This is a genomic window from Mesorhizobium sp. P2_H9, from assembly GCF_056403215.1.
Genome location: NZ_JBFUFX010000013.1, coordinates 1 through 14,162, shown reverse-complemented (window position 1 = coordinate 14,162; position 14,162 = coordinate 1). Strand labels below are relative to the sequence as shown.

12 protein-coding genes and 2 pseudogenes are annotated in these 14,162 nt (G+C 56.4%); 10 read left to right on the top strand and 4 right to left on the bottom strand.

The genetic code is table 11. The annotated features are described in order from the left end of the window. Positions 1-4: 4 nt before the first annotated feature. Both AC1DXN_RS23430 and AC1DXN_RS23425 read left to right on the top strand, forming a co-directional pair. Positions 5-211 carry a LacI family DNA-binding transcriptional regulator gene (locus tag AC1DXN_RS23430; protein ID WP_477276298.1) on the top strand — a complete coding sequence of 69 codons (207 nt, stop codon included), beginning with the start codon at positions 5-7 and terminating at the stop codon, positions 209-211. 18 nt (positions 212-229) lie between these two features. Next, positions 230-411: pseudogene (locus AC1DXN_RS23425) on the top strand (NADP-dependent oxidoreductase); the annotation flags it as partial. Between the two features lie 38 nt (positions 412-449). On the opposite strand, the pseudogene AC1DXN_RS23420 reads toward AC1DXN_RS23425, so the two are convergent. The 3 genes and pseudogenes from AC1DXN_RS23420 to AC1DXN_RS23410 form a co-directional block, all read right to left on the bottom strand. Next, positions 450-614 (bottom strand): annotated as a pseudogene (locus AC1DXN_RS23420) (aminopeptidase P family N-terminal domain-containing protein); the annotation flags it as partial. A gap of 463 nt (positions 615-1,077) precedes the next feature. Beyond that, a complete protein-coding gene (locus AC1DXN_RS23415) occupies positions 1,078-2,265 on the bottom strand; it encodes a Fic family protein (protein WP_477276296.1) in 1,188 nt (395 codons plus the stop codon). A gap of 34 nt (positions 2,266-2,299) precedes the next feature. Continuing rightward, positions 2,300-2,506 carry a hypothetical protein gene (locus AC1DXN_RS23410; RefSeq protein ID WP_477276294.1) on the bottom strand — a complete coding sequence of 69 codons (207 nt, stop codon included), beginning with the start codon at positions 2,504-2,506 and terminating at the stop codon, positions 2,300-2,302. A gap of 652 nt (positions 2,507-3,158) precedes the next feature. Between AC1DXN_RS23410 and AC1DXN_RS23405 the strand changes: the two genes are divergently transcribed. Both AC1DXN_RS23405 and AC1DXN_RS23400 read left to right on the top strand, forming a co-directional pair. Next, positions 3,159-4,538 (top strand): hypothetical protein, encoded by a 1,380-nt coding sequence (locus AC1DXN_RS23405; protein ID WP_477276292.1) that lies wholly within the window; start codon positions 3,159-3,161, stop codon positions 4,536-4,538. 419 nt (positions 4,539-4,957) lie between these two features. Next, positions 4,958-5,344 (top strand): hypothetical protein, encoded by a 387-nt coding sequence (locus AC1DXN_RS23400; protein WP_477276290.1) that lies wholly within the window; start codon positions 4,958-4,960, stop codon positions 5,342-5,344. A 64-nt stretch (positions 5,345-5,408) separates the two neighbouring features. On the opposite strand, the gene AC1DXN_RS23395 is transcribed toward AC1DXN_RS23400, so the two are convergent. Beyond that, on the bottom strand, positions 5,409-5,834 hold the full coding sequence (locus AC1DXN_RS23395) for a hypothetical protein (protein WP_477276288.1): 426 nt from the start codon (positions 5,832-5,834) through the stop codon (positions 5,409-5,411). 1,047 nt (positions 5,835-6,881) lie between these two features. Between AC1DXN_RS23395 and AC1DXN_RS23390 the strand changes: the two genes are divergently transcribed. The 6 genes from AC1DXN_RS23390 (at position 6,882) to AC1DXN_RS23365 (ending at position 13,822) form a co-directional block, all read left to right on the top strand. After that, positions 6,882-8,309, top strand: coding sequence for an amidohydrolase family protein (locus AC1DXN_RS23390; RefSeq protein ID WP_477276286.1), 1,428 nt, complete (start codon positions 6,882-6,884; stop codon positions 8,307-8,309). 122 nt (positions 8,310-8,431) lie between these two features. After that, positions 8,432-10,126 (top strand): ABC transporter substrate-binding protein, encoded by a 1,695-nt coding sequence (locus AC1DXN_RS23385; RefSeq protein ID WP_477276284.1) that lies wholly within the window; start codon positions 8,432-8,434, stop codon positions 10,124-10,126. 12 nt (positions 10,127-10,138) lie between these two features. Continuing rightward, complete coding sequence (locus AC1DXN_RS23380) at positions 10,139-11,098, top strand: ABC transporter permease (protein WP_477276679.1); 960 nt, start codon at positions 10,139-10,141, stop codon at positions 11,096-11,098. Then, entirely contained in the window at positions 11,095-11,979 is an 885-nt protein-coding gene (locus AC1DXN_RS23375; RefSeq protein ID WP_477276282.1) for an ABC transporter permease, read from the top strand. The genes AC1DXN_RS23380 and AC1DXN_RS23375 overlap by 4 nt, the downstream gene beginning before the upstream one ends. Continuing rightward, entirely contained in the window at positions 11,979-12,962 is a 984-nt protein-coding gene (locus AC1DXN_RS23370; protein WP_477276280.1) for an ABC transporter ATP-binding protein, read from the top strand. The genes AC1DXN_RS23375 and AC1DXN_RS23370 overlap by 1 nt, the downstream gene beginning before the upstream one ends. A gap of 101 nt (positions 12,963-13,063) precedes the next feature. Continuing rightward, positions 13,064-13,822 carry an ABC transporter ATP-binding protein gene (locus AC1DXN_RS23365; protein ID WP_477276278.1) on the top strand — a complete coding sequence of 253 codons (759 nt, stop codon included), beginning with the start codon at positions 13,064-13,066 and terminating at the stop codon, positions 13,820-13,822. The last annotated feature ends 340 nt before the right edge of the window (positions 13,823-14,162 follow it).

The following is a 14,162-nucleotide window of genomic DNA, read 5'->3' as shown; positions in this document are numbered from 1 at the left end:
GGACATGACATACGAACCGGCGATCGGGATCGAACGACTGGGAACCATCAAGGAAATTGCCGCGGCGGCGAGCGTCGGCGTCGGTACGGTGCATCACGTCCTGAAGGGGCAATCAAACGTCTCATCATCCGCTTCGCGGACAGTCATGGATGCGGTCCGCACGATCAATGAACAGAAGATAACCCTCGCACGGATGGGCGATCGCAGCTGACAGGAATTTTTGGCAGGCGTGCTGCAGATCCTCTATCTGTTACTTGATCCCTATGTTCGCGGCCGCTTAAACGACGCCAAATCCTACGCCAAGCCGGTCAAGATCGATGGGTCATGGAAGGCGGCACCGTGGCGCGCGTCGTCAGATCTCGCCGTGCGGAATTTGCCGAAGGGGACATCGTGCTCTCCCATTCGGGATACGCGCGAATGTTTTCGTCGCGCAAATAAGTCGTGTCGCGCGCCGAAACGGCATCCATAAATCGTCCGATCCAAATCGGCTGATCCTCGTTGGTGGCGACAACGAGAAACAAAGGCGCATAAAAGGCCCACGCGTCGAAGCCGGTCAAATAGAAGATGTTGGCAGGATCAGAGAGGATCAGGGTATCAAGTCCACGAGCCTGCATTTTCCAGTTTTGTAGAGGCAAAGCGGGCCTGATACTCGGTCTCGGTAAAGTAAAGTGCTGGCATGGCGGCTCCTTTAAATTGTAGAAAGGGATAAGGATTAGATGCCATTCGCTTGGATGGAGAGCTGCTTGCGCCTTGGACCGCCGCTTCCGTCGGCTGGCGGGATCGACTGGCCTCATCTGTTTGAGCTGCGTCTCGCCGAACTGATTGCGCGCTGCGGCAATTTCAGACTGCCAGGAACCCAGACGATAAGATCCGCGCCACGCCAGGCCAGCTACAACACGTCAAGCTGTCGCCTCGATCGCTGCGTTCTGGGAGCGAGTTCTGCTTCTTGACCTGAGACCCTCGTTCCCACCATTTCAATGGAGAGTCCGGCGCTTCATTTCTGGCCTCATGCGGCCTGTTTTTCCAGCGCCATTTTCATGGCGAATTCGATGGGCCTGATGTTACCCAAGGCGTCGCCTAAGTTTCTGGAAACAGCTTTGGAAACAATGCATCCAAGGAATCAGCCGGGAACCGTAGCGACACCGGACCTTTGGGTGTTTCGGACGCCAATAGACCTAACGCAATCACGTCGTTGAACACACGGCGTGCGGTGCGCTCGGGCAGTCCGCTTATGCGAGATGCTTCGCCGCGGTCAAATTCGCCGCGCATGAGCGCTTCTTGCAGCAGGCGGGCGCCTTCAGGCTTTAGGCCGCTGCGCTCGACATAGCGATGCAGCCGCTTGGCAAGCGTGTCGAGATCGAACAGGCCGGTCATGAAGCTCACCTGATCGATGCACACCTGCAGGAACCATGAGGTAAAGTCGCCGAGTGCACGCTCGGACAGGTTGCCCCGCCCGTCGAGGTCACCTTGGCGCGGCATATCCGCATGATCCATCATGCGCTTGTAGTCCGTGCGGCTTTTCAAGCCGCGTGCCAGACCGCGCGAGATCGACCACAGCCCGTGCGCAGCGATCCCGGCCTCATGCGCCATGGCGTGGCTCATCAAGCGGCTGGCCCGGCCGTTGCCGTCAGGGAAGGGGTGAATGTAGTTGAAACGGTGATGCGCGGCAGGAATGGCCAGAATACGTCCGGCTTTGCCCAGCTTGTCGAAGCGATAGCGCATGGCAAAATACCGCATGAAGTCGTCGACGCGGTCGCTCGAAGGCGGTTCATGCCGACCGACGGCGACGTCATGTTCGGGCTTCGATCGCCACTCACCTGGCGCCATGACAAATTCACGGCCGGCGCCCTTGATGGTCAGCATGCGCGCTTCTGCATCGCGGTAGAATTCCGCATGCAGCCATCGCAGAAAATCTACCGATGCCGGCTCCGGTAACCGCCCCTCGGCGCCCATACGATCGATCTCCGCTTGCAGGCGAACATGTGCGGCCGCCTCGAGCTGCAGGTTGCGGCGGTTCTCGTCTTGGTCGAAATTTCCAGCCAGCGCCCGCTCGATGTCGCGCGGCCGCGTATCATGACCCTCGATCAGGTTGCTGTAGTAGGTGTTCATGATGCGCACGAGATCGGCCAGATTGGCTGCGGTGCGCGGATGCAGGCTTTGACCCAAAATGGCCGACGTCGCCGACAGCTCCGCCAGCGCATCCGAGATAATCTCGGATACATCGGTTAGCCGTGCCGGTTCGATACGCTGTACGCTTTCTTCCATAGTTGGCCGATCTTGGTTTCCGCTAAATACATAATTATAAATATATATTTTGAATTTGCCAGAAAATTTGGCCGATCTTCTGGCCGATCATCGGCATGCTGCCGACTTGCGCGGGCCTCGGCACCATCACCGCTGCCAAACTTGGACACCATCGATGATGCCGATGATGATCATAATGGCCGATGTTCGGCTTTCCTATTGCACTGATAACCATGCACAAAACTGCAATCGGCGGGAACATTTGGCCGATCCTTTGGCCGAAGTTCGCCGGTGGGAGGGACTCTGGTAAGATTGCCGGTAAATCGAGGCAGATCTAAACAAATGGCCAAAGAGGATGATCACACCGAAGCGCAGAAATCCTATGGCAGCGACCGATCGCAACTCGTCTACGGAAAGCGCCCCGACGGGACATTCGCCATATAGGTGAGGTCGCGCGTGGGCTGGCTTGCCGCTGCGTCTGCCCGGCCTGCAATGGGCAACTGGTGGCCCGGCTGAAGGAGGATCACCGGGTGGCGCATTTCGCCCACAATGACGGTGAGGCATGTGGCGGCGGTCCGGAGACGGTTCTGCATTTGCAGGCGAAGGAAGCGTTTTGCAACAGTCCGATGATGGTGCTACCTGGGGCGGCCCGGTCTTGAGAACAAGCGCGTGGTGATGAAGCCTGCGCGCGAAGTGCAAACAGAATTCCTTCGCATGGAGTACACAGACCCCAAGAAGATCATTCCCGACCTATACGTGCGCGCGCTAGGCTACGATCTGTTCGTTGAGGTTGCTGTCACCCATTTCGCGGACAGCGCCAAAATCCAGCGCCTCAGGGTACACAAAATCCCGCCGTCGAAATCGATCTGTCCAAACTTGCGCGTGACTCGCCAAGGGATGCCCTCAACGAGGCGGTGCTGAAAACCGCAACGCGTCAGTGGCTTTATCACCCTGGCATCGAAGCTGCGCGGGCCAAGCAAGACGCAGATGAGCTCAAATGGCAGCAAGAACGGGGCAGGCGCGGGGCTGCCGCGGCGGCAAAGCAGCGAAGCCGGGTAGAGCAAACAGTGGCAGAATACAGACAGGCCTTAGCGAAATTGGTCGACCGAGACTTCGTCGTCCCCCGCGAGGTCGAGCTTCAAGCGATCGGTGTTACAAAGTTTGTCGGCCGCGACGTCCCGGGCTTCGCCTGTTTTTCCGAACCGCCGGCGGTATGGCAAGCCATCATCCTCGCCGAGGTGTTTCATGATCGCTGCCTCGGCAACGCCCAGTGCAAAGCCGTGCCGATCGTCAACCATCTGGAAAAACGCCAGCTGATCCAAAAAGCCTTTCTGCGCGTGTGCGGAGAGGTGGCAGACGACGTCACCGTGATCGACGCCCGATTTGCCCCGGCGTGGAAAGCGGTCGACAATTATTTGAAATATCTGCTGGGTGAGGGGGTTCTTATCCCGCAAGGCTTCGGTGTCATTCTTGCCCCGGCCTTCGCAAAACCATGGAACGCGAGGACCCTGGCTGAAAACCAAAGAACCGCTTTGATTCAGGAGACCGTACAGCGGGTAGGGTGGATACTTGGCGAACTTCCCGAAGACGAACGCGCCGGCACAACGGTCGAGCGGTGGCTGCAATCGATCCACCAGGAATCCGGTTTGAGCTATGACAAGGCACTGCGCTCGAAGGTCGAGGCGCCCAAGATCATCGGTGAGATCGCAACCATTGCGCAGATGCTGGAAGGAAGCGGTCCTCTTTTTTATGGGAGCGCAGGGCTGCCTATCGGCAATGCGATTTCCCGCCGCAAAGCCAAGATGGAAGAACAGGCCGAAGTACGGCGCCAACGGCAGCTGCTGGAAGCAAGTCGCCTTCGTCACTCGCGGCGTGATCGTTTATGCGTCGATGCGGAAACGGAATTGAACGGCGAGCATCGAAGCGCGTTCCTGCACACCAAACGCGCGGACATGAGCGATATGTCGCCCGCGGAGCTGGCGGAAGACAGCGAGTCCGGATTGACCCGCGCGCGCGAGGCTCTCTCGGTCTTCGTTAGGCAGCGCCGTAGGGAAGCCGAGGCCGCGGCCGGGAAAGCAGCCTATCAGGACAAGATCCGCAAGCTGGCAGAATCGCGACTTTCCCCCGCGGACGCGATTGCGTTCTTGAATGTACGAGAAGACGATATCGGAGCCCCCTGCGATACGTCAAAGACGAACGGACGGTTCAGAAGGCCTGTGCGAAACTCAGGCAATGGGAAAGCGAGTTCGGAAGCCCGTTTCGAGGCGGATAATAATAGCGCCGCATCACTGTAGCAGCTTCAACCTTTGGCGCGCGGTCTTGAAGTGCTGAGCGTCGAGCTCGATGTCGGTGGCGCGGTGGCCGGATTGGTAGGGCGGCGACTGGCTCGTGCTCCTAGGCTTGTTTCTTCAAGTCCATAGTCATCTCCTTTGGTTGGTTGATTGATGTCCCGAAGGACGTTGCCCAAAAGAGACGGCGACTTGGACGCTTTGTCCCCGACACGGGAGCGCAGCGAATGGAGTGGGCTGGAGCAGGTCAAAGTGGCCGAGCCGGCTATAACGGAACGGACAGCATTCGGGTGTTTCCCACCCCACCGGCGACATCCGATTGCCACGCACTATGCTCCCTTATGAAAGGACCAGAAGGGCTGGTGTGTGGATAATCAGCGCCGGCGTCTTGCCGATAGCGCCAGCAGGCGCGCACTCTCTCAGCCATGGTGGCGGAGCATGTTGAATTGGCCTTGTTTGAGCAGACACTCGGCAACATCGAGGGCCTCAATCTGCCATTCGGGGATCGTGTGGCAGACGCCGCGGAAAAAACCGCAGGGTCGGTTCTGTTCGATGTTCGTGTCGACGGCGACATCTGCGTTCAGCGGATGGCTGCGATCGGATATGGCGTAACCGGCACGGCGATAATCGTGATGGAGAAGAACGGACACCTTAGATGCGCTTCGATAAACGGAGACACCGCTCTTTTGGTGGCGGAATTGGCTGCGTGGAATGCCTCTCCGCTGAGTGAACAAGCGAGGGTCGACTACTGCGGAACGGCCAGCATCCTGCTGGCGAAGCTCCGTGGCTCAGGTCACTTCGGCCGCCGCTAGAGCAAGTTCGCGGAGAGTTTCTGGAGGCTGAGTCAGCAGTGATGTGCTCGCCATAGGCTGGGTTTCACCGTGGGGCATCTTTCCGGCGCAGCACCCTTGGCAGGCGCCGCTTCCATCGTTCGCCGCGCGGCAAAGGAAAGTCTTTCTGCCACCGCTTCCTGCGGCGCGGCCGCCGCTCTCCAGCCGGTGCATGCGATGCATCTGTAACCGGCATGTCCTTAGTCACTGAGTGCTCAAGAAGCGATGTCTTGGGCGCGATCCCATGCTGGTCGTCGGGCGCTACATTAGTGGTGGTGAACACGGGCACAGAGACATCTTCGCTCGCACGAATCGGCTGCAGCGTCGCCGCAGCGACCGCACTTTTGGCGTCCGCTTTACCCACATCGTTCGCGATGGCGGCCAAGTCAATGCCGGCCCAGATCGACTCTGGCCGCTTCACCAGGCCACGCTTCTGTTTGATCTCGACGACAAAGGGTCGCTGCTGCTTCATAGTGTTCTCGGTGATTTGGGGTCGCAAACGTCGTCTAAGCCCCTCGCGCGCGCTCGTCCACCGCTCTCCATCATTTTCCGCACCGTCTGGTGCTTCTGTCGCGAACTCTTCGAAAAGTCATTTAGTGCATGACGCTTGCTGGTTTCTCTTCCCCATGAAAGCCGCTTGCAAATGCACGGCAAGATCCTGAATTCGTCAGAAAGCTCGGCAAATGGTGCTGCGAAAGGCGCGCGTTTGCGCTGAACGAGCCAGCCCGTGCCGCCAGTCGTAGACCGTCTGTCCCAATAGCCGATCATGCGAACGATCGATGATGCTGTCGGCGGCGTGAGTGTGCGCCGGAGGAGAAGCCCGACAGTGCCGGAGACCTACGAGCGACACGGTTCTTGCTCTTGCGCACCGGTATGGACTTCCCCCGTAGCTGTCAGGCTGCTCGGCGGCCGATAGGGAGGCAGCGATATCCGAAACCATGATCGTGACCGCGGTGGTAACGGCGGCGTTTCCGAAGGCGAAGCATCCGCCACTACTTCCGTCAGGAAGGCGCCCAGATTCGATCATAGACGGCCGGGCAAGTCAGCTGTCATAGAACCTAAGCTCGAGATCGTTGCGCCATTCATAAAGTTCCTCGATTAATTCATTACGCTTTTGCGCTTCTTATCCCACATTGAAATGGCCATTCTCCTCAGAAATTAGAGGATTATTCATGGCTGCCGTTACTGCTCAAGCAAAACGCGAGGCCGAGACTACGTCGGGGTTACGTCAACCAGCCTGTTCCGCGATGGCAACTACGAGAACAAAATGGTGAGCTACTCAAACGGGCCAAATCTGCGCAGTCCGGCTTGCTGAGCCGCAATCCTGCAGCATGACCTGATTTTTGCAGGATTTCCGCTTAGCTTGAACCGATTTCGCCGTCGACGGCTGTCTCGTGTCGCGTAGCCTGAAGCCGCCGAAGATTTGGATGGAGCCTGTGGTTGTCCAGAGCGCCTAGAGGGGATGAGGCCAGGAAAGAACTATCCCGCAACTCCAATCGCCGCTTAAAAGAGAGCCTGAATGAACGAACCACGCAATGGCAAACAATTGCACTCTGGTCAGGCGAATGCCGCATCGTCCTACACCTCTCGCAAGCTGCAGCACCTTCCCCTGTTCCTGAAACATCAACAGCCTGAGTTCGAGAAGATATTCGAAGCCGTCGACGCGATGCCAGTGGACGACACCCATTGCCATCTGGTGACAGACCGCGATGCCATGACCACCCCGAAAAGGTTCCTTGAGCGGATCTCTTTGGCCGGGTATCCGTTCCCGTTTTACTTCCCAAACGGCGTCTATGAAAAATGGCTGAACGGCGATGAGGCTGTCAAAAACGCGCTCAACAAGAAATATGACATACAGTCCAAGGTGGACGATATGACATACAACTTGTCCCAAAGCATTTTCATCAAGTTCCTTACCAAGGAATTGGCGCAATTCTTCGGTTGTGAGCCCAGGCTTGAAGAGGTCATAGAGGCGAGAAACGCGCTCGGCCAAAAGGACTATTGGGGCTACGTCAACAGCCTTTTCCGGGACGTGAACCTCGAGAATATAATCCATGACACCGGCTATATGGAAGGCGCCGGCAAAGCTGAAATAGATGCGTTTGAAAAAGCGATTGAGCCATGCCGATCATACCGCATTGCTCGTATCGAGGCGATACAGGACGAGTTGTTCGGCTTGGACATATCCTTCGAAGACTTCGAGGCGCGCTATACCGCCCGATTGCTGGACATCATGGATGGCGAAGGAAATTTCGGAAAAAAATCCGTCGGCATGAAGTCATACCTTTTGCCGGACATCGGTTTGATAAGGCCACTTTACGATCGAACCCTCGCGGCGAGTTCCTGGAATGCTTTGAGGAAGTCCCATTCCGAGCGACCAAGGATGGATCGCGAGGCTGCTGCAAACATCACGAAAGATCTTTGCAGGTACACGTTCACGCTTACGTTAGAGGAGTGTCTGAAGCGCGACTTGCCGATGCAGATACACACCGGCGATGGTGAAGCGCCGTACGTCATCCTGCGCAATCAAGACCCGTTCTACCTCGAAGAGGTCGTGCGTTTCGACAAAGACAATATGTTGCGGATGCCTAAGATCATCCCGCTTCACGCCGGATACCCTTCAGTGGGAAAGGCCACGTGGCTGAGCCACCTTTACCCTAACTGCTATTTCGAGCTCTCGATCATGACGCCCTTCGTGCATCAAAGTTTGTACGAACGCTATAAGCAGGTCCTCGAGGCAGTTCCGATTTCGAAGATCCTCTTCGCCAGTGACAACTATCACGTTCCAGAACTGTTCTGGATCTCTGGGAGGTGGGGAAAGCGGTATCTGTCGCAGGCTCTCACTGACTACGTGATTGGCGGCAGCCTTACCTTCGACGAGGCAACCGAGGCGGCCCGAATGATCCTCTATAAGAATAATAGGAGTCTTTATAAACTCGATCATTGAGAGGCACGCGTCCTTGCAAGTCGCACAGGTCACTAAGTGCGCCAAGCAAGGCGAAAGTATTTTGCATTCCCGGTCACCAAAGGCCGGGATTTGAAAAAACAAGCAACAAAGGGAACAGCAACATGTCACAGCAACAACATCTATCTAGCCGTTTTGGTCGTGATCTCTCGCGTCGCGCTCTCATGAGGGCTGCTCTTGCAGGCGGAACGGCACTCACGTTGCCCTCCTTTGCCTGGGCTCAAGCTGCGCAGACAGCGTCAGGCGTCCTCCGCGTTGGCATTCGACAGGAGCCAGATGTTTTTAATCAGCATACCATGCAGTTTGTGGTGTCGTTCGAAGTCCTGTCTCTCGTATACGAAATGGAGGCTGGCCGTAAGGTAGATGGCAAGTTGACAAACTCTGCTCTAGCCGAGAGCTGGACGCAATCAGATGATGGCTTGAGCTGGACCGTTAAACTGAAGCCCGGACTAAAGTGGGCCGACGGCTCACCGTTGACGGTGGACGACGTGGTCTCCTCCTGGAAGTTTGTGATGGGCGCCGATCAAGCTCACGTCGCCCTCAATACAACATCTGTAGTGAAGGGTGTTGTGAAAGATGTCGTGGCCACCAGCGAAGACACGGTAAAGATCACGACGGAATTCCCAACACAGAGTATATTCAACCAGATCTATGTCGTCCCTCAGAAGGTATGGGGAGATGTGGGTTACGACAAGGTTTCGGAATTCAAGAACCCGACGCCGATCATCGGCAGCGGACCTTTCGTTTTGAAGGAATGGGCACAGGGTCAGTCAATCACACTTGAGCGCAATCCGTACTATCGCGGCCCAGGGCCTCATTTGCAGGAACTGCGCTTCCTGCACTTTGCCAATCCCGATGCGGCGCTCCAAGCGCTCAGCGGTGGAGAAATCGACTATATGACCGATGTGCCGATCAATCAGGTTGACACGCTCGCCCATACTCCGAACATCGTCGCTCAGCCGTTTGAAGGTTACAGGTCAGTTTATCTCGGATTTAACACCTGGAAGGACAAGGGTGCCGGTTCGACAACGGCTTTGGCTGACCCGGCCTTTCGCGATGCGTTGGGCTACGCCATCGACAAGAAGGCGATCGTTGATCGGGTGCTGCGCGGCTATGGCACGCCCGCAACAAGCGTTTTGGTACCAGCCTATGGTGCGCTTTACCCGGATCTTTCGGACGTTGTCAGGCCTTTTGACCTGGCGCTGGCCAAAGAGAAGCTCGCAAAAGCCGGCTACTCCGATAGCGACGGCGATGGTCTATTGGAAGATAAGCAGGGCAAGCCAATACGTCTGCGCCTGTATCTTCCTGATGTTGAGCCAACGTACCCCGCCATTGCTCAGTTCCTGACAGTGTGGTTCCGCCAAGTCGGCGTTGAAGTCGTCACCTCCGTCGTTAGTGAAGCCTCATTGCTTGCCAACGTGGCAGATCCGCGCCAGGGAGGCGGCGACTATGACATGCTGATCTGGTTCTGGGAGGACGGCAAGCCCAGCTTTCCATTAAGTGTTTTTGAAACCGGTCAGATTGGGGGCGTAAACTGGAGTTTTTGGTCTGATCCTGAATACGATCGGATGTACGAAGAGTACAAACGTGCTGCCTCGATCGAAGGGAGTGCCGAAATTGCCGGCAAAATGGCGCGAAAACTGTATACCCAAGGCCCGTATCACGTACTCTTTTACCCGAAGAATTTGCATGCTTATCGAACCGATCGAGTATCGGGCTGGCATGATGACAAGCTGCCGCCGCTGATGAATAGCATCTATCCCAATCCGACCATCAATGATCTCAAGGTCACCGAATAAGGATCTTGAGTGATGTTGTTCGTCCGGAAATTGGCCGGCGCCGGTGTCACTATCTTGGTGATATCGGCGCTCGGATTCTTTATTTTTCGAGCCATGCCCGGTGATCCCGCGCGCATGCTGATTGGCGGTGCCAAAGGTGTAACTCCTGAATTGTTGGCACAAGTGCGAGCTCGGTGGGGCCTGGACGATCCTCTATTTCCAGATCAGTTTCTAAAATATCTTTCCTCCGTCTTTAGAGGCGATTTCGGATATAGTTTCAAGTTTCGGGGGGAATCTGTCCTGTCGGTGGTCGGTCCTCGCATTCTACCCACGCTCTTACTTGTCGGCGTTGCTCAAGTTCTCGCGATCATGGCCGGCTTGTGGATCGGTGCGCGCGCCGGGTGGCGGCCGGGCTCACTGCTTGATCGGCTTGGAAGTTCATTGGCGCTCGCTGCATATGGCATGCCGACTTTCTGGTTAGGGATGGTGTTGCTTGTCGTCTTTTCCTCGTGGCTGGGATGGTTCCCGGTTACCGGCATTGCAAACGTCACGGCAGGATCAGGAACGCAATGGTTGGAAATCTTGCGCCGCAGTGTCTTGCCTGTGGCTACGCTCGCGATCGCGCAGGCGGGTCAATATGTATTGCTCATGCGTGCTGTGGTCCTCGAAGTCGCGATGGAAGACTTCGTCACCACGGCACGTGCGAAAGGAATCGGAAGCAGGGCGATCCTTCGAAGACATGTCGTCCCGAATGCACGACTGCCTGTCGTAACGCTTGTTTCTCTGAACGTCGGTTTCATATTGGCAGGTGCCATCACCGTGGAAACCGTGTTCTCATGGCCTGGCCTTGGACTGCTCACCGTTGAAGCCATGCAGGCGCGTGACTATCCGGTTCTACAAGCGTTGTTTCTGATATTTGCGGTCTCAATGGTGATGGCCAACCTTGTGGCAGATATTCTTTATGCACGGCTGGATCCGAGGGTATCCAAGTGACCCTATTTAATAAAAAGCGTTCAATAAGTGTTGGTCAGACGCTCGCTGGTCTGTTCTTGACGCTGATCACCCTGACGGCATTGGTACCAGACTTGCTCGTCGGCCCAATGGATACGATTGTGACGGCAACTGGATACCCAATGGCGCCGCCCTCTGCGGAGCATTGGTTTGGAACAGACGAGGTAGGCCGCGATGTGTTGAACCTCATCGTGCATTCTGCGCGCATAACGATGCTCGTAGGGCTGCTTGCAAGCTTCTTAAGCATGATCCTGGGCACGGCAGTTGGCGTAGTTTCTGGCTATGCGCGTGGATACATGGACAATTTGTTGATGCGAACCGCCGACGTTTTTTTGGTCATGCCGGCCTTTATTCTCGCAATGGTCCTCGCACCCATGGCAATTGAGTTCGGAGGAACTCAGGGCGCAATTCTGGGACTGCGCCCCACATTGTTGGTGACGATCTTTGTTATTGGAATCACAAGTTGGGCCGGGACTGCACGTATCGTCCGGAGCCAGACGTTGTCCCTGCGCAGTCGCCCGTTTGTCGATCGCGCAAGGGTTATCGGGGCTTCGCATTCGCGCATTATTTTGCGCCACATTTTGCCAAACCTCGTCTCCCTCATAGTTGCCAACACTATCCTCACGATTGTAGCGGCGATCTGGATTGAAACGGCGCTTTCTTTCATCGGCCTTGGGGATCCATTTCAGCCGTCATGGGGCACGATGTTGTTCAGCGCCCAGCAAGCAGGTGCCGCCGGCGCTGGGGCATGGTGGTATGTGGTCACGCCAGGCCTCGCGATCGTTCTTGTAATTGTATCCCTCTATTCGCTCAGCCATCTGGCAACGGAGTGGCTGGGTTCCAGAAGAAAGAGGGTTCTCTGATGTCCCAGGCGATCAGCGTTGGCACACCGCTGTTGCAGGTAAGCGGTCTGACCATAAAATTGCGCAGCTTGCAGGGTGCAGCACCTGTCGTCGACGACTTCAGCTTGAACCTTTCTCGGGGTGAATCGCTTGGCCTAGCTGGCGAATCCGGATGCGGAAAAACCACAGCGGCTCTCGGTCTAATGCGGCTTCTAAGCCCGGGACTTGAACTTACAGGGGGCTCGGTACGCTTAGGAGGCGCTGAAATTCTGGACCTGGACGAGCAAGAGTTCGACAACGTGCGCTGGTTGCGCGTCGCCTATGTTTTTCAAGGAGCCATGAACGCCTTCAATCCGGTTATCACCATCGGCGAACAAATCGTCGAGGCAATCCGCCGCGATAAGTCAATCGGTCAAGCTCGTGCGCGAGAGCGATGCCGTGACCTGTTGGAAAGCGTTGGGATCGACGGGACACGAGCAGATTCCTATCCGCACCAGTTCTCGGGTGGAATGCGCCAACGCGCAATGATCGCAATGGCGCTTTCTTGTGATCCTGAAATCATAATAGCGGACGAACCTACAACTGCCCTTGATGTCGTGGTGCAAGGCGAGATTCTCGAATTGCTCAATCGTCTACAGCAAGATCGAGGTTTGACGACAATCATGATCAGTCACGATCTGGCAGCTATCGCCAACACCTGTGACAAGGTTGCAATCATGTATGCCGGACGGATTGTCGAGATGGGGCCAGTCGAGGAAGTGCTCGGTCGCCCAAGCCATCCCTATACCAAAGCGCTAACGGCGGCAGCGCCGCGGTCCGACCAAGATTTTCGGTCGATTGAGCCCATACCGGGCACCCCGCCACGGCCCGATGAACCGCGCGTTGGGTGCGCCTTCGCTCCCCGGTGCTCGTTTGCAAACAATGCCTGTCGCACCGATCAGCCGCAGCTGCGACTTGCAAAGGGGACGAGCGTGGCCTGCCACTTGGTGGAGGACTTGTACTAATGGTGCCGCTCATTGAATTCCGCAGCGTCTCTGTGCGCTTTCGTCGACATCGGGGCCTGTCGGATTGGATCCGATCACGTCCGCCACCAGACATTTGCGCAATGGATGGCATCAATCTCACCGTCCACCGGGGCGAAATCCACGCCATCGTAGGCGAGTCCGGTTCTGGAAAGTCGACCTTAGCGCGGGTGGCTACGCGCCTTCAAACGCCCACCGAAGGCCAGATCTTCATGAATGGGGAGGATGTGACGACCCTCCGATCTCAAGCGGCCGTGCGCGCCTATCGAAAGCGGGTACAGATGATATTCCAGGATCCGTTCTCATCCTTGAATCCGTCGCAGACCATTTTCGACCATGTGGCCGAACCTCTGATCGTCAATGATCTAGGGGGCGGCAAAAGGAGTATTTCTGAAAAAGTCCTGAGTACAATCGCGTCCGCCGGTTTACGGCCCGCCGAGATTTTCGCGCGCAGATATCCTGATGAACTTTCTGGCGGACAAAGGCAAAGGGCAGTGATTGCTGGCGCCTTGGTCATGGAGCCAGAACTCGTGATCGCTGATGAGCCCGTAAGCATGCTGGACGTTTCCGTCAGCGCCGAGATCCTCAAACTCATGCTGGAGCTAAGGGCATCGCGCGGTCTTGCATATATATTCATCACGCATGATCTTCATTTGGCAGCCGCAATCGCCGACAGGGTCACCGTGATGCGAAAGGGCCGCATAATCGAAACGGGTTTGCCCAACCAGGTTTTGAAGAACCCCACTCAGGAATACACCCGGCAATTGCTCGATGCAGCTCCTTCACTCGACGAGGCGCTCCGACGCAGAGCCTCGCGAAAGGCTCAATCGAGTATGGCTTAGTCCAAGGTCTCTTCCGCCTGCGGGCAACCCGTTCGCTTTCCGGTCGGCTTCTTGAGTTTCCAACGAAGCTGCGAAAGCATCCATCGGTGATGGATAGCAGGCTGCAGTGTCTGACGCGCGGATCTCGAACGAGCATGCTGCCACCCTGGGCAGCTGTCAAACTTTGATTATCAGGTTTGGATAACCCGCCGACCTTGAAGGATGAAGCGAGGAGTATAACACGACAATGCTGACCAACGATCTACTGTCGCCAGAAGAGCGCGAAGCCGTCATCGAAATGCGGCATGCCATGCATCGGGAACCTGAACTGTCGAACCAAGAAACGAAGACCCGAAAGAGG

Bases quoted from the DNA above. Each gene is read 5' to 3' on its own strand.
- AC1DXN_RS23430 (WP_477276298.1), top strand. From the start codon at position 5: ATGACATACGAACCGGCGATCGGGATCGAACGACTGGGAACCATCAAG.
- AC1DXN_RS23415 (WP_477276296.1), bottom strand. From the start codon at position 2,265: ATGGAAGAAAGCGTACAGCGTATCGAACCGGCACGGCTAACCGATGTA.
- AC1DXN_RS23410 (WP_477276294.1), bottom strand. From the start codon at position 2,506: ATGTTCCCGCCGATTGCAGTTTTGTGCATGGTTATCAGTGCAATAGGA.
- AC1DXN_RS23400 (WP_477276290.1), top strand. From the start codon at position 4,958: ATGGTGGCGGAGCATGTTGAATTGGCCTTGTTTGAGCAGACACTCGGC.
- AC1DXN_RS23395 (WP_477276288.1), bottom strand. From the start codon at position 5,834: ATGAAGCAGCAGCGACCCTTTGTCGTCGAGATCAAACAGAAGCGTGGC.
- AC1DXN_RS23390 (WP_477276286.1), top strand. From the start codon at position 6,882: ATGAACGAACCACGCAATGGCAAACAATTGCACTCTGGTCAGGCGAAT.
- AC1DXN_RS23385 (WP_477276284.1), top strand. From the start codon at position 8,432: ATGTCACAGCAACAACATCTATCTAGCCGTTTTGGTCGTGATCTCTCG.
- AC1DXN_RS23380 (WP_477276679.1), top strand. From the start codon at position 10,139: ATGTTGTTCGTCCGGAAATTGGCCGGCGCCGGTGTCACTATCTTGGTG.
- AC1DXN_RS23370 (WP_477276280.1), top strand. From the start codon at position 11,979: ATGTCCCAGGCGATCAGCGTTGGCACACCGCTGTTGCAGGTAAGCGGT.
- AC1DXN_RS23365 (WP_477276278.1), top strand. From the start codon at position 13,064: ATGGATGGCATCAATCTCACCGTCCACCGGGGCGAAATCCACGCCATC.